At 71.7% G+C, this 20771-nt stretch carries 17 protein-coding genes; 8 read left to right on the top strand and 9 right to left on the bottom strand.

Annotation, left to right across the window (positions count from 1 at the left end; all coding sequences use genetic code 11):
* Positions 1–37: 37 nt before the first annotated feature.
* Entirely contained in the window at positions 38–700 is a 663-nt protein-coding gene (locus BXA11_RS17195; RefSeq protein ID WP_030506689.1) for a GntR family transcriptional regulator, read from the bottom strand.
* A gap of 185 nt (positions 701–885) precedes the next feature.
* Here BXA11_RS17195 and BXA11_RS45765 point away from each other — a divergent pair, with 185 nt between their 5' ends.
* The 7 genes from BXA11_RS45765 (at position 886) to ligA (ending at position 9920) form a co-directional block, all read left to right on the top strand.
* Entirely contained in the window at positions 886–969 is an 84-nt protein-coding gene (locus BXA11_RS45765) for a putative leader peptide (protein WP_357326566.1), read from the top strand.
* A gap of 79 nt (positions 970–1048) precedes the next feature.
* Positions 1049–2347: a dicarboxylate/amino acid:cation symporter gene (locus BXA11_RS17200; RefSeq protein ID WP_076435665.1), complete on the top strand. Its 1299-nt coding sequence runs from the start codon at positions 1049–1051 to the stop codon at positions 2345–2347.
* Between the two features lie 209 nt (positions 2348–2556).
* The gene (locus BXA11_RS17205; RefSeq protein ID WP_204053699.1) at positions 2557–4194 is read left to right on the top strand and encodes a M1 family metallopeptidase; all 1638 of its coding nucleotides are present in this window, start codon (positions 2557–2559) and stop codon (positions 4192–4194) included.
* A gap of 99 nt (positions 4195–4293) precedes the next feature.
* Positions 4294–5091: a response regulator transcription factor gene (locus tag BXA11_RS17210; protein WP_275409710.1), complete on the top strand. Its 798-nt coding sequence runs from the start codon at positions 4294–4296 to the stop codon at positions 5089–5091.
* Between the two features lies 1 nt (position 5092).
* Positions 5093–6451, top strand: coding sequence for a sensor histidine kinase (locus BXA11_RS17215; protein WP_239105027.1), 1359 nt, complete (start codon positions 5093–5095; stop codon positions 6449–6451).
* Between the two features lie 176 nt (positions 6452–6627).
* Positions 6628–7650, top strand: a complete 1023-nt coding sequence (locus BXA11_RS17220) for a D-alanyl-D-alanine carboxypeptidase family protein (RefSeq protein WP_204053698.1) — start codon at positions 6628–6630, stop codon at positions 7648–7650.
* 182 nt (positions 7651–7832) lie between these two features.
* A complete protein-coding gene (ligA, locus tag BXA11_RS17225) occupies positions 7833–9920 on the top strand; it encodes an NAD-dependent DNA ligase LigA (RefSeq protein WP_076435669.1) in 2088 nt (695 codons plus the stop codon).
* A gap of 79 nt (positions 9921–9999) precedes the next feature.
* Here ligA and BXA11_RS17230 read toward each other — a convergent pair whose 3' ends face one another.
* Complete coding sequence (locus BXA11_RS17230; protein ID WP_076435670.1) at positions 10000–11208, bottom strand: sensor histidine kinase; 1209 nt, start codon at positions 11206–11208, stop codon at positions 10000–10002.
* Between the two features lie 348 nt (positions 11209–11556).
* Between BXA11_RS17230 and BXA11_RS17235 the strand changes: the two genes are divergently transcribed.
* Positions 11557–12387, top strand: a complete 831-nt coding sequence (locus BXA11_RS17235; RefSeq protein ID WP_076435672.1) for a helix-turn-helix transcriptional regulator — start codon at positions 11557–11559, stop codon at positions 12385–12387.
* On the opposite strand, the gene BXA11_RS17240 is transcribed toward BXA11_RS17235, so the two are convergent.
* The 7 genes from BXA11_RS17240 to BXA11_RS17270 form a co-directional block, all read right to left on the bottom strand.
* Complete coding sequence (locus BXA11_RS17240) at positions 12374–14644, bottom strand: hypothetical protein (RefSeq protein WP_076435674.1); 2271 nt, start codon at positions 14642–14644, stop codon at positions 12374–12376. The genes BXA11_RS17235 and BXA11_RS17240 overlap by 14 nt on opposite strands.
* Positions 14645–14649: 5 nt before the next feature.
* Positions 14650–16737 (bottom strand): hypothetical protein, encoded by a 2088-nt coding sequence (locus tag BXA11_RS17245; RefSeq protein WP_143734354.1) that lies wholly within the window; start codon positions 16735–16737, stop codon positions 14650–14652.
* 31 nt (positions 16738–16768) lie between these two features.
* Positions 16769–18025: a hemopexin repeat-containing protein gene (locus BXA11_RS17250; RefSeq protein WP_159454798.1), complete on the bottom strand. Its 1257-nt coding sequence runs from the start codon at positions 18023–18025 to the stop codon at positions 16769–16771.
* Between the two features lie 5 nt (positions 18026–18030).
* Positions 18031–18765 (bottom strand): hypothetical protein, encoded by a 735-nt coding sequence (locus BXA11_RS17255; RefSeq protein ID WP_076435680.1) that lies wholly within the window; start codon positions 18763–18765, stop codon positions 18031–18033.
* Positions 18762–19538 carry a hypothetical protein gene (locus tag BXA11_RS17260; RefSeq protein ID WP_143734356.1) on the bottom strand — a complete coding sequence of 259 codons (777 nt, stop codon included), beginning with the start codon at positions 19536–19538 and terminating at the stop codon, positions 18762–18764. Before BXA11_RS17260 ends, BXA11_RS17255 begins: the two co-directional genes overlap by 4 nt.
* 159 nt (positions 19539–19697) lie before the next feature.
* Positions 19698–20195 carry a hypothetical protein gene (locus tag BXA11_RS17265; RefSeq protein ID WP_143734358.1) on the bottom strand — a complete coding sequence of 166 codons (498 nt, stop codon included), beginning with the start codon at positions 20193–20195 and terminating at the stop codon, positions 19698–19700.
* 9 nt (positions 20196–20204) lie between these two features.
* Positions 20205–20765: an RNA polymerase sigma factor gene (locus BXA11_RS17270; RefSeq protein WP_076435685.1), complete on the bottom strand. Its 561-nt coding sequence runs from the start codon at positions 20763–20765 to the stop codon at positions 20205–20207.
* Positions 20766–20771: the final 6 nt, after the last annotated feature.

Below are 20771 nucleotides of genomic sequence, written 5' to 3' on the forward strand. Positions count from 1 at the left end.
GTCGGACCTTCGAGAGGAGTGCGTGAGGGGGACGCGGTCAGCGGTCGTCGAGGCCGGGGTGCGGTGAGCCGTGCGTCGCGGTGAGGTGACCGAGCAGGGCCGAGGCGAAGGCCGCGCTGTCCGCGCCGACGAGGTGGCCGAGGAGGGCCTCGTGCTCGTCGGCCAGCAGGGGCAGCCGCTCCGGCCGCGGGCGCAGCGCGGCGATGCTCATCCGCCGCTGCCGGTCGCCGAGCGTGGCGTAGAACCGGCCGGCCAGCCGGTTTCCCGACGCCTCGACGATGCACCGGTGGAACGCCTCGTCCGCCTCGGCGAACCGGCCGACGTCCGCGGCCTCGGCGAGGGCCCGCTGACGCCGCAGCAGCTCCCGCATCCTCTCGTGGTGCTCGTGCGGCAGGCCGGTCCTGGCGATGCGCTCGGCCGCCGACCGTTCGAGGGCCAGCCGCAGCTCAAGGACGTCCGCGGCCTCTCCCGGCGGCACCGGCACCACCACCGCGCCGCGCTTGGGGTGCAGCGCCAGCAGTTCCTCCGACTCCAGTCGCAGGAACGCCTCCCGGACTGGCGTCCTGCTCACGCGTACCCGTTCGGCGATCTCGCCCTCGCTGATGAGGCTCCCGCCCGGCAGCTCGCCGGAGAGGATCAGCTCCTTGGTCACGGCGTACGCGGTGTGGGCGGCGGACGGGCGTTTCGCGGGATCGGCCATGCCGGGAGCGTAGCAGCCATAGATACAAGTTGTATCTATGGGATGCGTCGCGACCGAAACATCGCGGCCAGGAGGACTTATATGGGATTTCTGGTGCGATTGAGGCTTCACCGGCGCAGCGGAACGTGATACGGATCACATAAAGGACCGGAATTTACTGCCGGTTGAGGAGGTTCTGACGCGCTATGAGGTTCTTCCCGGTGCACGTGCTGCTCGTCAAGCGGCTGCACGTCGACCTGTGCCGGTTGAGTAGTCGTCTCTGTCACTGAACGCAGTCACCACTCCTTCCCCCCCTTCACCTCGCATGCCGCCTCGGCGTCAGCATGCCTTTCTGCCGGAGTCTCGTTCGTGAAGAAACTCTCCTTTTCCCTGCAGTTGCTGCTCGGCCTGGTGATAGGCGCGGCCCTCGGGTTCGTCGCCCGCGCCGGTGACGTCACCTGGCTCACCACCACCCTCACCGAAGTCGGCAAGATCTTCGTCCAGCTCCTCAAGCTCGCGGTCGCGCCGCTGGTCTTCACCGCGGTCGTCGTCAGCGTGGCCAACCTGCGCAACGTCAGCGGCGCCGCCAGGCTCGCCGGCAAGACGCTGCTCTGGTTCCTGATCACCTCGCTGATCGCGGTGGTCTTCGGCATCGGCCTCGGCCTGATCCTCAATCCCGGCCAGGGCGTCACCATCTCCACCGCCGGGGCGAAGGCCGTCGACCTGGAGGGCGCGGGAACCTGGCTGGACTTCCTGACCGGCATCATCCCGACCAACATCGTCACCGCCTTCACCGAGCTCAACGTCCTCCAGATCGTCTTCCTGGGGGTCGTCCTCGGCGCCGCCGCCCTGGCGGTCGGCGACAAGGCCGAGCCGTTCCTCGGCTTCAGCCGGTCCGTCCTCGAACTGGTCCAGAAGGCCCTGTGGTGGGTCATCAGGCTCGCCCCGATCGGCACCGCCGGCCTGATCGGCAAGTCCGTGGCCAGCTACGGCTGGGATCTGCTCGCCCCGCTCGCGAAGCTCAGCGCGGGCGTGTACATCGGCTGCCTGCTGGTGCTCCTGGTGAGCTACCCGCTGCTGCTCGCCTTCGTCGGCAAGGTCAGCCCGCTCACCTTCTACCGCAAGGCCTGGCCCGCGATCGAATTGGCCTTCGTCTCCCGTTCCTCGGTCGGGACCATGCCGCTCACCCAGCGGGTCACCACCGAGCGTCTGGGCGTGGACCGCGACTACGCCTCCTTCGCCGTGCCCTTCGGGGCGACGACCAAGATGGACGGCTGCGCCGCCATCTACCCCGCGCTCGCGGCGATCTTCGTGGCCCAGGTGTTCGGCGTCCATCTGGGCGTGGGCCACTACCTGCTGATCGCGTTCGTCTCCGTGGTCGGCTCGGCCGCGACCGCCGGTCTGACCGGCGCGATCGTGATGCTCACCCTGACCCTGAGCACGCTGGGCCTGCCCCTGGAGGGCGTCGGGCTGCTCCTGGCGATCGACCCGATCCTCGACATGATCCGTACCGCGACCAACGTCACGGGGCAGATGGTGGTGCCCGTCCTGGTCGCCCGTTCCGAGGGCCGTCTCGACGAGGAAGTGTTCAACGCTCCGGCGCAGTCTCTGGACGAAGCCCCGGTCGCGGTTCGTCCCGCGTCGGGTCCTGAGCCTGCTCTCACCTGAGTCTCCTGCCCCTCCGGTCTGCCGGCGGGGACGGCCTCGCCCACGACGTCGCGTCGTGGGCGAGGCCGTTTCTGTGCGAGCAGCCGTGCACGGTGATACGTGCCTGAGCGGCCGCCGATACACGGTGCAGGCGGCGCGGACACATGCCCCACCCACGATGGGCGGAGCGCGCGAACCCAGCGCGCCTTCTCACCGGAGGTGGTCGATCGATGTTCTCTGCCCGCATGCCCGGCCTGCGACCGCGGCCCGGCGCCGACAGCACCCGCTCACGCGCGCCCCAGCCGTCGGGCCGGTCGCCCCGGCCGCCTCGGCGCCGCAGGCGGGGATCGCTCAGCGCGCTGGCGGCGACGGGCGCGCTGGCGTTGGCGGTCTCCGCGTGCGCCGCGGCGGCCCAGACCGGTGACACCGCCGCGACCGCCAAAGGTGACGTCCGCGCCGGCGCGTCCACGACGGACGGCCGGACGCCCCGGCCCGGCGCCCACAGCGCCGGTGACCCGCTCTTCACCTACCTCGGGAACGGCGGCTACGACGTCGCCTCCTACGACATCCGGTACGACTACCGTGCCGGCACCACGAAGATGAACTCCTCCGTGCGCATCACGGCCACGGCGAAACAGGCTCTGTCCAGCTTCAGCCTGGATTCGAAGGTGGACCGCGTCGACTCGGTGTCCGTACAGGGCGAGCGGGCCGCGTTCACGGTGTCCGGCGAGAAGCTCGTGATCACGCCGCGGCATGCCCTGCGCGAAGGCGAGTCCTTCCGTGTCGACGTCTCCTACCGCGTCGACCGCGCGGACGACACGCGGTCGCCCTCCTACCCGCCCACGGCGCACTACCTGCAGGCCTGGCTCGAAAAGGACGACGGTTTCGCGGTCATGGGTCAGCCCGACCGCGCCCACATGTTCTTCCCCGGCAACGACCACCCCAGCGACAAGGCCCGCTTCACCTTCCGCGTCACCACGCCCAAGAACCTCCAGGCGGTGGCGAGCGGAACGCTGCGGTCGCGCAAGACCACCGGGGACCGTACGACCTACACCTACACCACCCGCGATCCCATCCCGACCCACGTGGCTCAGGTCGCCGTCGGCCGCTTCACGAAGGTGACGGCGCGCGGGCCCCACGGCCTGCCGATCCGCAGCCACCTCGCGACGGCCCGGTACAAGGCGGCGAAGGCCCAGGTGGACGACATCCCGGACCAGGTCGCCTGGGTGGAGAAGGAGATCGGCCGCAGGTATCCGTTCGAGACCTACGGGGTGCTGGGGGTGCCGGGAGACTACGACGGCGTCGCCCTGGAGTCCGCGACGCTTTCCACGTTCAGCGTCGAAGGACTGACGCGTCCGGCCGAGGAGATCGTGCCGACCATGATCCACGAGTTGGTCCACCAGTATTTCGGTGACGCCGTCTCCGTGCGCACCTGGAACGACATGTGGATCAGCGAGGGCCACGCCGAGTACTACCAGCTGCTCTATTCCGTGGCGAAGGGGTATCGGAAGCTCGACGAGGTCCTGAAGCAGCGCTACGAGTTCGAGTTCGACAAGCGGGTCGAGTCCGGGCCTCCCGCGCGGCTCAAGACGGCGCAGGACGTGCTGACCGGCGGGAACAACGGGGGCCTGCTGATGCTCGCGGGCCTGCGTCAGCAGGTCGGCGACTCCGTCTTCAAGAAGATCGAGCAGACGTTCTACGACCGATACCTGGGCAGGTCCGCGACCACGAAGGACTACATCGACGTGGCCAACCGCGTCAGCGGGCGCGACCTCACCTCCTACATCGAAGGCTGGCTCTACGGGGCCCAGGTGCCTCCGATGCCGGGCCACCCGGACTGGAAGCGAGCGGCGGCCCCGGCCTCCTGACGTTTCCCCGCCGTCACGCCACCGAAGAGGGGAGCACCGGGTGCGTCCTTATAAGCTCGCAAGCGCACTATTCGCCGCTTTTGGGGAGATATTTCGGGTTTGGATGTCAAGAGCGGGCCGCAGGCCCCTGTCACCGTGCTGCTCGTCGAGGACGACGAGGTGATCCGCAAGACGGTCGGGATGGCCCTGGAACGCTACGGCTACGCGGTGTCGACCGCCGGCGACGGCCTGACCGGCCTGGAGCTCTTCCGGGAGGGGCGGCACGACCTGCTGCTGCTGGACGTGATGCTGCCGGGCCTGGACGGCATCGGCCTGTGCCGCAGGGTCAGGGAGACCAGCCTGATCCCGATCCTGATGATGTCCGCGCGCGGTGACTCGCTGGACGTGGTGTCGGGCCTGGAGGCGGGGGCGGACGACTACGTCGTCAAGCCGGTCGACACCGGTGTGCTGGTGGCCAGGATCCGCTCACTGCTGCGCCGGGCGACGTTCACCCCCGCTCGCGAGCCCGCCCCCGGACACGGGCCCGCTCCCGCGTACGGGCCCGCTCCCGCCCAGGGGCCCGCTTTGCAGCACGGGCCGGACGATCCCCCCGAACCCGCGTCCGGCGGGACGGGCGACCTCGTCTTCGGCGACCTGGCCATCGACACCCACGGCCTGGAGGTGCGCCTGGCCGGCGAGCCGGTCGCGCTCGCCCCCACCGAGCTTCGGCTGCTGCTGGAGTTCGCGGCCAATCCGGGGATCGTGCTCGACCGGCAGACGCTGCTGCGCAACGTCTGGGACTACGGCTGGGACGGCGACAGCCGCGTCGTGGACCTGTGCGTGCAGCGGTTGCGCAAGAAGATCGGCGCCGACCGGATCGAGACCGTCCGCGGTTTCGGCTACAAGCTGCGGCGCTGACGTGAGCGCCGAGCCCGCCGAGACCCGCCGTACGACGTGGAACCGGCGGCGGACGCCGCCGGACCCCCGGCACCCGCCGCGCACCCGGGTGCCGCTGAACGCCCTGTCACTCGTGAATTCCCTGTCGCTGCTGGACCCCCGGTCGCTCCGATGGAAGATCGCCGCGCTGGTGGCGGCGGCGTCCTGCGCGGTCGCCGTGGCGGTCGGGGTGCTGGTGCACACGACGACGTACGACTGGTCGCTCAACGTGGGCAGGACCGCCGCGCTCCAGGCCGCCATAAGCGCGGCGACCGGCGGCGGGGACCAGACCGGCACGGTTCTCCAGGACCCGGCCGTGCTGCCGCCGGAACTGCTGCGGCAGGCGGCGGCAGGGGAACCGGTCACCTGGTACGACGACACGAAACCCGACGAGCCCTGGATGTGGGCGGCCGTCCGCGACGGCGGCCGCGTGCTGGCCGTCAAGGTGGACATGGGTGCCGAGCGGCGCAGCCTCCAGGCCCTCGACCGGCATATCGTCATGGCCACGCTGGCCGCGCTCGCGATCGTGGTGCCCCTCGCGGCGCTGGTCGCCGAACTGCCGAACCGGCGCCTGCGGCGCGTGGCGGGAACGGCCCGGCGCATCGCGGGCGGAGACCTCGACGCCAGGATCGGGGCGGGGGGCCGGACCCGTGACGAGATCGGCGAGATCTCGGCGGCCGTCGACTCGATGGCGGGCGCGCTGCAGGAACGGCTGCTCACCGAGCAGCGCTTCACCGCGGATGTGGCCCACGAGCTGCGTACCCCGCTCATGGGCTTGATCACCTCGGCGGAGCTGCTCCCGGAGGGAGAGATCACCGAGCTGGTACGTGACCGGGTCGGTGTGCTGCGCGCGCTGGTCGAGGATCTGTTGGAGATCTCCCGCCTGGACGCGGGCGCAGAGCGGGCCGAACAGGTGCCGGTGCCGCTGGGCGAGGTCGTCGAGGAGTCGGTGCGCCGGACCGGGCTCCCGGCCAGGGTGGAGGTGACCGGTCATCCCGTGGCCGACACCGACCCGCGTCGTCTTGACCGGATCATCGCCAACCTGGTCGCCAACGCGCACCGCCACGGGCGGCCTCCGGTCGAGGTCGGCGTGTGCGGCACGACGATCGTCGTGCGCGACCACGGACCCGGGTTCCCCGGCACGCTGCTGGCGGAAGGGCCCCGGCGCTTCCGTACGGGTGCGGAGGAACGCGGCAGGGGACACGGCCTGGGGCTGACGATCGCCCTCGGCCAGGCGCAGGTGATCGGCGCGTCGCTCGACTTCGCCAACGCTCCCGACGGCGGCGCGGTCGCCACCGTCCGCCTCGACGCCGGCGCCCGCGACCGGCACACGGGCGTATAGCCCCCGGAAGGCCACCGGCGGGCGCCGGCGCAGGCCGAGGAGCCGATACACGGCGGATACGCAGCCGCGCGAGATTCGAGCGGTTGCCGACTTCCCGCCGCGGCGGCACGGACATTCGTCCCGCACAGGGTGGGTGACGTGCGCAAACGCGCACCGATCACCCGGAGGTGCCTTCCATGCTCCCAGCCCGCCTGTCCGTCGTTCCCGCCGGAGAGCGGCCGGTCGACCGTCCGGCCCTGTCGCTCCGCCACCGTCGCTCCCTCCGCCTCGCGGCCTCGATGTGGGCCGTCGTCCTCATCGTCGCCGCGGCCGGCGGCTGCTTCGGATCTCCCGTAGGCGACGAGAACACGACGGACGAGGGCCTCGCGGCCGGAATGGCACTGCCGTGGCCGCAGGACGGCCAGACGAGCGTCATGGTCGAGGGCCTCGGCGATCTCGGCAGCAAGGGGGAGCGGGAGCCGGTGCCGATCGCGAGCGTCACCAAGGTGATGACCGCGTACGTGATCCTCAGCGAGCATCCGCTGAAGGGAGCCGCCGCCGGGCCGGTCATCGAGGTCGACAGGCAGGCCGCGGAGGAGTCGTCGTCCCGCGAGGAGTCGAGCGCGCCGGTCAGGGAGGGCCAGAGGTTCACCGAGCGTCAGATGCTCGAACTGATGCTGATCCCCTCGGGCAACAACATCGCCCGCCTGCTCGCCCGCTGGGACGCCGGATCCCAGGAGGCGTTCGTGGTGAAGATGAACCGGGCCGCGGCCCGCCTCGGCATGACCCACACCACCTACACCGGTGCCAGCGGCATCGAGCCGACAACCGTGAGCACCGCCGTGGACCAGCTGAGGCTGGCCCGGCGGGTGATGAAGGACCCGGTGTTCCGCTCGATCGTCGCCAAGCCCGAGGTCACGATCCCCGGGGTCCCCGGCGTGATCGTCAACACCAACACGCTGCTCGGCAGGTCAGGCGTCATCGGCCTCAAGACCGGCTCCACCACGCCGGCCGGCGGCGCCCTGATGTGGGCGGCCGAGGCCGTTGCCGCCGGCCGCACGTGGCTGATCCTCGGCGTCGTCCTGCACCAGGACGCCGGCTCGCCCCCCGCGACCGGCCTGCGGACCGCCCTGGACCGCAGCCGGACACTGATCGACGCGGTCCGTGAGTCGCTCGATTCCCTGGTCGCGGCACAGGGCCCGAGCGAGCAGGACACCTGACACAGGTGTGGCGGGGTGCATGTGCGGGGTCCGCGTCCCGGAAACCGGTGGATCGAGGGGGAGGAGTGGCAGGCGGAGCGCGCGGATCGGCCGTGGGGTGCGAGGCCGTTGCGGCGGACCCAGTTCGCCGTACCCGAATTCGCCGGACGGAATTTGTCGGACCCGCCCGGCACGATTGCCGCATGACCGAAGCGCCCCCCATCGACGCGATTCCCGACGAGATCGCCTACGCCGAAGCGGTCCGGCTGGCGGCCGACGCGGCCGCGGCCTACTACGGTGACGGCACCTCCCCATTGGACGACGACGCCTACGACAGGCTCGTCCGCGGCATCGCCGCCTACGAGAAGGCGCACCCCGATCAGGTGCTGCAGGCCTCGCCGACGGGCAGGGTCGCCGGAGTCGTGGGCGATGTCCCGCACACCGTGCCCATGCTCAGCCTGGACAACGTGTTCGGGCCCGAGGAACTGTCCGGCTGGGCCGCCTCGCTGGAACGCCGGCTGGGCCGTCCCGTGAGCGCATGGTCGGTGGAGCCGAAGCTGGACGGGCTGGCGATCGCCGCCCGCTATCGCGACGGCCGTCTCGTCCAGCTGGTCACCCGCGGCGACGGGAGCGCGGGCGAGGACGTCTCCCACGCGATCGGCACGATCGCCGGTCTCCCCGGACGGCTGGCCGGCCCGGTGACGGTGGAGCTGCGTGGCGAGGTGATGATGACCGCGCGGCAGTTCGAGGAGGCGTGCGCGAAACGGCAGGCCCACGACGGGACCACCTTCGCGAACCCGCGCAGCGCCGCCGCGGGCACGCTGCGGGCGCAGGACCGGCCGTACGTGTGCGAGCTGACGTTCTTCGGGTACGGCGCACTGCCGCTGCCCGATGACACCTCCGGCCTCGCGCGGCGGCTGCGGGAGTCGCCGCACAGCCAGGTGATGGACTGGGTCGCCGCGCAGGGGGTGCAGACCACGGCCGGGACCGCGGTCGCCGGGATCGTCGCGACGAGTGTGGAGCAGGTGCAGCAGCGGGTCGGGGAGATCGCGGCCGTGCGGCCGGAGCTGCCCTTCGGGATCGACGGCATCGTGATCAAGGCGGACGACGCGGCGGATCAGGCGCAGGCCGGGTTCGGCTCGCGGGCGCCGCGGTGGGCGATCGCCTACAAGCTGCCCGCCGTGCAGAAGATCACAAAGCTGCTCGGCGTGGAGTGGAACACCGGGCGGACCGGCGTGATCGCCCCGCGGGCGGTTCTGGAGCCGGTGGAGCTGGACGGTTCGGTCGTGACGTACGCGACGCTGCACAATCCCTCCGACATCACGCGCCGCGGGCTGATGCTGCGCGACAGCGTCGTCGTCTACAAGGCCGGCGACGTGATCCCGCGGGTGGAGTCCCCGGTGGTGCACCTGCGGACCGGCGACGAGCAGCCCATCGTGTTCCCGGAGGTGTGCCCGGCCTGCGGCGGTGAGATCGACACCTCCCAGGAGCGGTGGAGGTGCGTGCGAGGCCGGAGCTGCCGCGCGATCGCCTCGATCCGGTACGCGGTGGGCCGCGACCAATTGGACGTGGAAGGGCTGGCCGACAACCGCGTCCAGCAGATGCTGGACGCCGGGTTGATCGCCGACTTCGGCGACCTGTTCTCCCTCACCCGCGAGCGGCTGCTGGACCTGGAGCGGATGGGGGAGGTGTCCACCGACAACCTCCTCGCGGCCATCGGCAGGGCCACGACCAGACCGCTGAGCCGGGTGTTCTGCGCGCTGGGGGTCAGGGGGACGGGCCGCTCGATGAGCCGCCGCATCGCCCGGCACTTCGGCACCATGGAGGCCATCCGCGCGGCCGACGCCGAGGCGTTCCAGAAGGTGGACGGCATCGGTCCGGAGAAGGCGCCCGTGATCGTCGCCGAGCTGGCCGAGCTGAGCGACCTCATCGACAAGCTCGTCCGCGCCGGAGTGAACATGGTCGAGCCCGGCGTGGCGGCGGTGGCCGGTGACGAGGGCGGCACGACCATCCCGACGCCGGGCGGCGACGAGCCGGCCGCTCTGCCGCTGACCGGGATGACGGTCGTGGTCACGGGCGCGATGAGTGGGCGGCTGGCGGCGCTGTCCCGCACCCAGATGAACGAGCTCGTCGAACGGGCCGGAGGCCGGGCCTCGTCCAGCGTCTCCGCGAAGACCTCACTGGTCGTCGCGGGCGACAACGCGGGATCCAAGCGGGCCAAGGCCGAATCCCTGGGCGTGCGGGTCGTCTCCCCCGAGGAGTTCGCCGAGACGGTCGCCCAGCTGTTGTAGGCGCCCCTGTCCGCCGCGCACGGCCACACGCGGCGGGCGAGACGAGCAACTCAGGGAGTGTCCGGCAGATGTGGCCGCTTCACGCGCTCTCGCCGTCCGCCATCTCGTCGGCCTGATCTTCGGCGCGGTCGTCGGCGGGGTGGAAGGGGATCCGCGCCACCAGCATGAAGCCGCCGTCAGGCGTCCCCTTTCGCTCCAGCCGGCCGTCCAGAATCGCGATGCGCTCCTCGAGCCCCGCCAGGCCGAAACCGGAGTGGGGAAGCAGGTGCTGGAGGGACATCCGCGCTCGGCCCTCATCCCTGCCGTTCACCACCGAGACGGTCACGACACCGTCGCGCGCCTCGCAGCCCACTCGCACGCGGGACCCGGGAGCGTGCTTCCTGACATTGCTCAGCCCCTCCTGCACGACCCGGTAGCAGGCGTGCCCGACCTGAATCGGGAGGCCGATGTCCGGCAGGTCGTAGTCGAGACTGACCTGGGTGCCGGTGGCGGCCGCCTCTTCCACGAGGGAAGGTATCGCCTTGGCCCCCGCCGTCATCCGGGACCCGTCCTCGCGCCGCAGCACCGCGAGCAGCTCACGCAGCTCGGCGAGGGCCTCCACGCCCTTGTCCTCGATAGTCGTGGCGAGCCTGCCGATCTCGGGGTCCGCGTCGTCGCGGATGATCCCCGCGTTGAGGACCATCACGGTGACCGCGTGCGTCACGGTGTCGTGGAGTTCTCGCGCGATCCTGCGTCGCTCCCGGACGGCGGCCCGTTGCTCGCATTCCCGCGCCCCCGCCCGCAACTCGGAGATCATTCCGCGATAGCCGCGCACCCACGTGCCGACCAGCGCGGGCATGAAGATGAGCATCAGCGCGCGCGCCAGGCAGAGGTAGAGGACGTCGTCCGTCTTGGGGTCCACGTAGTCGACGGCTGTGGCAGTGATGATCAGAGGGACGGTCACCAGCTGCCAGTGGCGCACCTTGCTGTCCGCCGTCATCGAGTACGCGGCGAAGGCCATGGGCACGATCTGCCCGGTGATCACGGCGCAGAGCATCGAAGCGATGACCATGGGTAGCCCGGTGCGCCGGCGCACGAGCAAGGCGCCCGCGGTGATCACCTCGATGGTGATCTCGATCCATTCCGGCACCGGGCCCCACAGGGAGAAGGACAGGCCCAGGAGCGTCTGCGGGACGGTGAAACAGAGGATCGCGATCGCCAGCAGCGTGTCGACGATCCGCCGGCGGTGCGCCGTGGTGAATTCGGCCAGCGACGAGGGGACGCAGGCAAGATTGAGCGTGTTTCGCACGAGAGGGCTCTTTCTGGGAGGCCGCCCGGCTCCGCGCCCTCGGAAGGGCACCACGGTCGCTCCTCTTCGAGGAGGTCGCATGCTGAGGCGGGGAGCCGTCTTTCCATGTACGTGGCCATCGTCTGTCGAGGGAGACCACGTGGTTAAGGCCGTGGTCTTCCTGTGAGCGCCCATCCTGGGTGTGACACGGCCACCCAGAGCTGGTCGTCCTGGCGGCCCGGGGCGAGCACTTCGGCTTCTCCGACGTCGTCGGCGCCGCCCTCGTGAACGATCGGCAACTCGCCCAATACTACCCCAATTCAGGACAAATTATATAAAAATCATCCATAAGTGACATAAGGTGAAAAAGTGGATCGTCGGCGACTCCTGGGAAACTTCCTCCGGGCTCGCCGCGAGGCCGTGAGCCTGGAGGACGCCGGGCTGACGCGAATGGGGCGCCGCCGTACCCCTGGCCTGCGCAGGGAAGAGGTGGCCATGCTCGCCGGCGTCAGCAACGACTATTACGTGCGGCTGGAGCAGGGCAGGGAACGCCGTCCGTCCGAGCAGGTCCTCAACGCGCTCGCCCGGGTGCTACGCCTCGACGACGCCGCCACCGAGCACCTGTACGAGCTCGCCTACCCGCGTCCCCGGCCCCGGCCGGTCCGCCGGGAGGAGCAGGTCAGCCTGCGCCTGCTCCGCCTGCTCCGGGTGTGTGACGCCACCCCGGCGTTCATCCTCGGCCGCTGGATGGACGTGCTCGCGACCAACCGCCTGGCCGCCGCCCTCTGCGAGGGTCTCGACCACAAGGACAACCTCCTGCGCCTGTGCTTCCTCGACCCGCAGGCACACACCTTCTTCCCTGAATGGGAGGATGCGGCGGCGACGAAGGTGGCGCAACTGCGCGCCGTCGCCGGCACCGACCCCGAAGATCCCTTCCTGCCCCTGCTCGTGGACGAGCTGTCCGACCAGAGCGCGGATTTCGTACGGATGTGGGCTCGCCACGACATCCTGCCTCGGTGCGTGGAGCGTAAGCGCTTCCACCACCCCCTGGTGGGCGAGCTGACGTTCTCCTACGAGACCTTCACGGTCAACAGCGCCCCAGGCCAGCAGCTCGTCGTCTGCCAGGCCGAACCGGGAAGCCCGTCGGAGGCGGCGCTCGCCCTTCTCGCGCGCCTCCAGTCCGCCGTCACACCTCCATGAGCCGGGACAGCCGGACGATCGCGCCGGCCGCGAGGTCCACGACCACGGGGCCGGCCGCCGCCGGCCGTACGGTGCCGTCGTCCCTCGTGAGCGTGACGGACACGGAGACCTTCCGGTCGAACGTCGAACGGTCGGCGACCAGCGGCTGCACCAGGGTGACCTCGAGCGTGGGCGCGTCCGCGGGGAGGACGGCCCGCGCCACCTCGATCCCGGACACCGCGAAGACCAGCCCCACGCCGGAGATGCCCGCGGCCCGCAGATCCACGTCGCGCCGGATCAGGACGGCCGTGTGCAGGTTCTCCAGGTAGACGTTGCGGACGACCAGCTGGGCGGGGTCGGCGGGGTCGAGCAGCGCCTGCGGCACGACGGCCCCGTCCCGGACGGCGGCGGGCAGCGCGAGGTCCCCGTGGGCGGGCACGCGCGCCGGCGGGTCGAGCGGGACGCGCTCCCACCCCCCGACCGCCGGCCGCACCCAGAGGGCCGTCACCGTGGCCGCCGTGTCGGCGTCGTTGCGCAGCCCGGTCGCGGTGACCCGCACCGGCCCGCCGGGGTACGGGCCGGCCAGCTCGTCCACGTCCAGGTGCACGGTGGTCGCGATCGAGGTGGAGGAGTCGCCGGTGTCGAAGACGACCTGCGAGACCGCCTCGCCGCCGCGCAACTGGGTGACCGCCACGACGGCGTCGTCGTAGTCCACGTGCAGCGCCAGCCGGATCGCGTCGTCGTCCAGCACGGCGCGCAGGCCGCCCTCCAGGGTGCTCGACCGCACCGACACCCCGGTCGACCCCACCGAGGGGGACGTCGGAAGCAGCACGCGGACCTCGCGCCCGCCGGCGTCCGCGCGCAGCAGCGACTCCAGCTCGGTGAGCTCGGCCGCCGAAAGATCGGGCACGCACCGGGCCTGCAGGCGGCACGGCAGGCCCGCGTCCACGGTGGCGTCGAACACCTGCAGCCACTCCAGCTGAGGGCGGCCGGCCACGTCGCGGGCCACCCGGTAGTGGGCGGGCACGACGAGGTAGGTGGCCGGCTGCTGGAGCGACTCCCACACCGAGTATCGGTGGTCGCGGTCCAGGCGCGGAGCCGGCGCGAACCGCCGGGCCGGGGCGCGGCCGAGCTGGAAGGCGTCCTGGCATCCGACGATCACGGGCTCTGCGCCCCCGGCGTCCTGCCGGTAGAGGCCGGGGTTGTCCCGGCACGGCACCAGCAGCGGCAGGCGGTGCGAGCGGGTCACGGACACGCCCATGTCGATCGTGAACGACGGGGGGTCCGTGGCGAGCCCGCCCGAGCCCGTGAACCCGGTGCGGATCCCGTCGCGCCGTCCGCCGAGGTCGTCCCGGAGCACCAGGCGCCGGACGGCGGACGGCAGGGGGAGCGGCACCCGGGCGAGGGTCAGCGGGGCCGCCGGATCTTCCGCTGTCGCCTCCATCAGGGCCTCCACCGGGAACTCCGCTCGGGCCTCGCCCGATGACGCCGCCAGGAAGGCGGGCCCCGCCACCGCCGACTCCGTGAGCGGTGACTCTTCGAACGGTGACTCCGTGAACGGCTGCGGGACCTGGGTCAGCCGGACCGCGCCCCGCCCGGCGGTCGTGAGCTCGCCGGGGACGCGGACCTCGGTGGTCACCACGTCCGACCAGTTCGGATGCTCGTCGGGGATCGGGTGCTCCTCGCGGGGCGGCTCCTCGAACGGCCATCCGCGCACCGGCACGACCTCCAGACGGTGCGGCGTGTCCTGCTCCACCACGGAGGTGGCCCACGCGGCGAGCGTCTCCTGCACGCCGACGAAGCTCGTGCTGACGATCACCCCCGCCCCGTCGCCCGGCTGGAAGCCCGGCGTGCTCAGCGCGCCGTACGCGGCCCTGGCCACGGCTCCGCTGATCTCGGCCCGGCAGTGCACGACGTCGTCGCGCCGATCCACGTCGACCGGAAGCTCGGTGGAGGTCGGCCGGCCGGTGTCGGCGTCCACGAACGGGATGCGCAGCCGTACGCTCACGTCCGTCCACGGGACGGACTGGGCCCCGGCGGGCGGCGGGGGAAAGCGCAGCACGGCGGTGACCGTCGCGCTGAGGACGGGCGATCCCTCGTCGTCGTGACCGGTGACGCGGAACAGGAACCGGAACGTGCCCTCGGCGGCGGGGACGAGCTCCGGCGCGGGAGCCCACCAGGGCGGGCCCAGCTGCCAGTCCGGCAGCAGGGGCTCGTTCCGGTCGGCCGCCCCGACACGGGGGCCCGGCTCGTCGGCCTGGAGTCCTGGCGTGTTCATCGCGATCAGTCCTGGCTCACGACGGTGACGCCGGGCGCGGTCTTCTTCGGCACCCGCACGGGCAGGTCGCCGCTGCCCTCGCCGTCCGTCCAAGGCCCGATCCACTCGTCCCCGTCCTCGAACAGCGTGCCCTTGATGATCACGCGGACGCGGTATCGGTATGCCGGCGGCCGTCCCGGCTGTCCCGTGTAGAGGGCGAACCGGCGTTCCTTGTAGTGCTCTCCGGTGTCGGCCATGGTGAAGGTGAACGTCACGATCGGGCGCTCGCCGCCGTCGGGGCCCTCGCCCTTGGGCTGCACCTGCACCTCGACGATCTGGTTGCTCGCCGTCAGGTCCCGGTTGATGGAGATCGGGGCGAGCACGAGCGCGCCGGCGTTGTCGGCGCGCACGGCCACGTTCAGGCTGTCGGTGAGGGTGCCGAACGGGCCCGGGTCGAGGTCCACCTCGTTGGCCTCGACGATGATCCGGGAGAACCGGTCGTCGAGGGCGGACGGCGACTCGTCGAACTGGATGGTGCGCCGGACGAACACCTTGTCCGGACGCCATCCCTCCGGCGCGCCCGCGACCTCCGCCGCCTTCTTCTGGGTCTGCCGGGCGAAGAAGACCTCGCTGGTCGCGCCGCTGGCGTACACGAGGGTCGGTGAGGAGGCGGGGGCGAGCGGGGTGGTCTCCCCGACAGGGGCGCCCTCGCCGTGCACGTCGGTCGTCGCGTCGACCTCCTGCGGGCGCGGCGGCGGCAGGAAGTCGTGGGCGGACCACGCGATCTCGCCGTTCACGCTGGGGTAGCCGATCTGGACGCTGGCGAACTTCACCGGGTCGCCGCTCACACCGTTGGCCGGGTCGGGCCACTTGATGACGGGCCGGCAGACCGTGGTGATCTTGCGTTCCCAGTTGTCCAGGTACAGCGTGCGCATGTAGCGGCTCTTGAGCTCCGGGTGGGCGGCCAGCAGGTCGGCCACGCCGTCCACGTTGCCGCCCATGGTGCTCGGCTGCGCGTACATCTCGTCGACCTCGAAGGTGAAGGAGTTGGCGATCTCCACCCGATCGTGGCGGAAGTTGAGGCTGAACCCCGCGCCGAAGCCCCAGCCGAAGAGGTTGAGCAGCCCGCCGGGCTTGGGCGGGCCCGGGTCCTGGACCTCCGGCATCGGCTGGAAGATCACTTGCTTCGCCTGGTCCAGCCACATCGCCACGAGCATGTCGATGTACTTGGTGACCATCGCCTCCTTGTTGTCCGCGCCGGGGATGGTGCGGTCCATCTCCAGCTCGACCTTGATGTCGCCGTTCATCCGCAGGGTGTTCCAGGTGGCCTTGAGGTCGCCCGAGCTCCACCACCAGCTGGCGTTGGCCTGGGCCGTGAAGTGGCTGAACACCCGCTCCCAGTTGGCGGTCATGTGCAGCCGCGTGATCGGCGCCCACAGCGGCAGTGTGAGGTCGGCCGTCACTCCGATGGGCACCTCGGTGCCCAGCAGCCCCTGCTCCACCTGCGCCGCCGCGAACGTGCCGAGGTTGACGACGAACGGGTGCTCCGCGGTGGGGATGAGGCTGCCGGGCCCGGCGCCCTGGGCGGTGACGAAGAACGGGTCGCCGGCGTTGCCGCCCTGCGTGCCGTCCTGGTCGGTGATCATCAGGCGCAGCGTGGAGCTCCTGATCGGGATCGGCCGGATGTCGGCGATCGTGGACCGGTCGGCCACGCCGGGCTTGACCTGCCAGAACCGGTCCCGGCTGCCCTGCTGCATCCGTTCCAGGATCTGCTTGTGCGCGTCCCGCAGGACGCCCTCGGGTGGTGCGCCGGTCATCGCGAAGCTGAGCACCCCGCCCGAGGTCTCCCGGGTCTGCCCGGGGGCCACGCCGAGGTTCGTCTGGCCGTCCTGCACGCCGAGGAAGTGCAGGAAGCTGAGCCTCAGGTCGCCGTTCGGCTTGCGCGCCAGGCGCATCCGCTCCGGCAGCCAGTAGAAGACGGGGTTGGACCCCTGGGCCTGGAGCTCGTCGTTGTGCTTGTCGGGAAGGAAGACGAGGGAGTATTCGACGCCGGCGTCGTTGAGGGTGACGGTCTCGAAGCCGCCGGCCATGATCGGTCCTGCTGGGTTCACCATCGCTGGCTCCTGAACTGTACGGGGAGGCCGCTCACAGGGCGGCGGGGTAGTAGATGAGGGACCGGTCGAGGCCGCGTCCGACCACGGCGGCCGCGTTCCGGAACAGCCGGAGGTTCGCCCGGTTCCGTGGGGCGAGGCCGGGGTTGCCGTCCTCCCGCAGGTGGGACTGGGCCGCCGCCTCCTCCCACCGGCCCGCGTTCGCGGCGGCGTTGAAGCCCGGCCAGCGGGTGGGGAAGAACGAGCCGGTCCAGGCGATGCTGTGCGCCCCGAGCCGGGCGTCGGCGGGCCAGTCCGCCCACCCGGGGAAGAAGGCCGACAGCCGGGCCTCGTTGACGTCGAACCGCTTGCGGACGAGCTCGTCGATCGCGGCGTCGGGCAGCTCCAGGGTGTGGATGGCCTTGGCCGCCAGGTGGCCCTTCTGCGCGAGGCCGGGCGCGTCCTTGATCCGGTGCCACTCGGCCACGATCTCCGCGCGGGTGGCGGGCGTTCCGGTGTCCTTGTGCACGAACGGCAGGGCGGCCGCCTCCTCCGGGGAGTCGACGAGGTTGCCGACGCCGGTGGTGACCAGGCCCTTGACGTCCTGGTACAGGTAGGGGAGCCGGCCCTCCAACGGGGCGCTGAACTCGGGGAAGAAGTCCCTGACCGAGCGCGCCGAGCCGGTCGGCCCGTCCGGTGCGACAGGCTCGGGCACGTCCTCGGCAAGCGGCCCGATCGGCAGCCCCGGCCAGTCCTCGATGGGCCGGGGAAAGTCCGCGGCCACGGAGCCGTCGTCGGGGTCGAGCCTCGCGTACTCGTTCCCGGAGAAGATGTACGGGTTTCCGCTGGGCCACCACAGCGCCGTCTCGATCCGTGGGAACGCTCCAGGCCAGTCGTCGGCGATCGGCTTGACCTCGGGATCGATCATGCCGGTCGCGCCGTCGAACTCCTGGTACTCCTCCCCGGAGAAGAAGTAGGCGTTGCCGCTGCCCCACAGGATCGCGGCGTCGATTCCGGACTCGAACAGCCCGGGCCACATCTCGGCGATCGGCCGCGGGCCGTCCAGCACGACCCCGTTCTCGATGTCGTACGACAGGCACTGGTCGCCGCGGAAGAAGAAGACCGAGCCGTCGCTCCACGGCAGGGCGGCGTCGATGTCCGCCTCGAACAGGCCGGGCCACTGGTCGGCGATCGCCAGCGGGTAGCCCTCGTCGGCGCGGTCGGCCTCGACGTCGTAGCGGAGGTAGCGCTCGCCGGTGAAGAAATACGCCTTGGCCCCGGAGGGGGCGACGAACCCGCAGAGCTTGTCCACGGCGGTCACCCCCCGGCCCCGGGCGCGGGCTCACCCGGCACCGCGCCACCGAACGCCGGGCCGACGGACCCCGGGTCGGCGGACCCCGGGCCGGCGAACACCGTGCCGACGTGGTGGAACCCGCGCGACTCGACCAGCGTGCCGCCGGCCGCCTCGATCCGCTCGACCGTCCGGGACCGCAGCCGCAGCTCGGCGAAGTCGCCCGTCGCGGCGACGAGGTATTCGATCCGGCCGTGGACGGCCTCGTCGTCGCGCGTCCAGATCGCGCCGGACACCGCGCTGAACCGGGACGGCTCGGCGACCTCCTCCTCGATCGCGGCCGCGAGCTCCTTCTCGAAGCTCTCCTGGATCATCCGCAGGGGGAGGTGGACGGCGGCCATCACCAGGGAGTGGCCGTCCTGTGCCCGCAGCATGTCCAGCGCCGTCTCGTCGTCGGGCGCCGCGCCCGCGACGAGCCGGAAGCGCGGCTCCTTGGTGTCGGCGCCGAGCCGGGCGATCCGGGGGCGCATGCCGAAGAACCGGGTGTCGCTCACCAGGACCGAGTGCACGACGCAGCGGTACGCCGGCGGGAACCCGTAGCCGGCCTCTCGGTAGAGGCTGCGGACGAACAGGGTGCCGGGCGGGTGCGGCGGGGCGTCCGCGCCCGGCATGACGTCGCCGGTCATGGCCTCCTCGAAGGCGGAGTCCACCGTCGAGGGGTGCAGCCGGATGTCGCAGAAGGTGAGGTTGCGCATGGTCATGCCGCCGTTCCGGTGACGCCGATCTGCAGGTGGATGTGGTTCTTGTGGGCCTCTCGGCCGTGCGGCGTCCCGGGGGCGGTGGCCGGGTGGTCGGGGTGCATGACGAAGCTTCGCTCGCCGATGGACGTGGGCGTGTCCAGCCCGTCGGGGCCGTCGGTGCGGTCCTGCCACTCCGAGGCGGCGAACTCGTACACCGCGCGCCAGAAGTCGCGCGTGAACGGGTCGGCGTCCTCGTCGTCGAGCCGGTAGAACGTGTCCGACCCGGTCCCGGGCGGCCAGTTTCCGCCGGGGGTCGCGGCGGTCGACACGGTCCCCCAATCGTCGCTGACGGTGAGCGTCCACTCCTCGCCGTCCTCGGCGACCGCCTTGACGCCGACGAAGTCGACCGCGCGGCCCTGGCCGTGGCAGTCGGTGCGCGGGCGGCCCTGGCTGTCGACGCCGCCGCCGGAGATGCCGAGGTGGTAGAGCTCGACGACGTTGTAGGTGTCCTTCAGCCACTGGCACAGCCGCACCAGGGCGAGCGCGTTGCGGGGGTCAAGCCGGTCGGGCGCCGCCGGGTGGCTGGGCTGCCCGAACGTCACCGTGCCCGACGCCAGGTAACGGACGACGACTCCGGCGACATTGCCGTCCTGGGGCTGCTCGCCGTCCCAGCCGTCCAGGCTCACCCCGTCGGGGCCGCCCTGTCCCTCCAGCCGGATCACGTCGCCCGACTGCAGGTCGAGCAGCTCGGCGTAGGCGTCTTCCTTGCTCATCGCGCGTGCGGGATCGCTCACGATCCTGGTCCTTCCGATGCGGTACGTCACCGCTGACGCGGTGGTCTGTCGCACGACGGATGGCGCAGGGGGACCGGTGATACAGCGAATCTCCACGAATTTTCCGGCGGGCCGCGATCGGCCCACATCGGGGCCCGGCCCGGCCGAAGGCGCGGTCGTCTACGGCCGGGCGTCGATCCAGCCGGTGATGACGGCCGCACCGGCGGACGTGCGGACGTGCAGCCGGAAGCGCCGGGCCGGGACCGGCTCGATCACGAACCAGCCGACCTCGTCGACCGGGACCTCCGTGACGGGGCCGTCGTCGTCCCGCACGAGGACCGCGCCTGGCTGCGGGGGCACCAGCTGCCCGCGCAGCGCGTCGGGATGGATCTCGGCCTCGATGGACAGCTCACCGGCGGCGAAGGTCAGCACGCGCGGCCCCGAGCCGTCCGGCCGCGGCTCGTCGCGCAGGCCCGCCGGTTCCCGCGGCGGAAGCAGGGAGTCGAGCCGCAGCTCGGCCAGCTCGGCGTCGGCAGTCCGCCAGGCGAAGGCCGCCTTCCCCGCACGCACGAAGGACTCGGGCACCCGGGCCTCGCGCACCGCGTGCCCCAGCTCGTCGAGCAGCCGGTCGTCGTCCCACCAGCTCGGTCCGTCCCTCACGCCGTCGCCTCCGTCCACGTCGACCACCTAGGCCAGCTCGAGGGCGGCCAGCGCCCGGCTCCTGCGCAGCCTGTCCAGGCAGCGCCCCCGGTTGGGGCCGATCGCCCCCACCGGGACGCCGAGCGCGGCGCTGATCTCGGCGTAGGAGGCCGGCGGCTCGGCGAACAGCATGCTCAGCATCTCCCGGCACCGGGCCGGCAGCTCGGCGAAGGCCGTGCGCAGGGCGTGCCGCCGCTCCGCCACCAGTATCTCGCCGTCCACCCCGTGCTCCTCCCCGCGTGGGCCAGGCTCGGGGACGTCCACCGGAACCTGCCGTTTGCGGGCGCGCAGCAGCTGCAGGCACTGGCGCTGGGTGGTGCGGACGAGCCAGCCGGGAAGGGCGGCCGGCTCGTGCAGTGTGCCGAGGCGCTCCACCAGCCGCAGCCAGACGCCGCCGGCGACGTCGTCCGCGTCGCTGCCGGACACGCCGTACCGGCCGCACACCCCCCAGACAAGCGGCGCGTACCGCTCGACGATTGCGTTCCACGCCGCGGCGTCGCCCTCGCGCGCCCGGAGCACGAGGTCGACGACGACCGGATCGTCGCGCATGCCCCG

Source organism: Microbispora rosea (genome assembly GCF_900156315.1).
In the GTDB taxonomy this organism is placed as follows: domain Bacteria; phylum Actinomycetota; class Actinomycetes; order Streptosporangiales; family Streptosporangiaceae; genus Microbispora; species Microbispora rosea.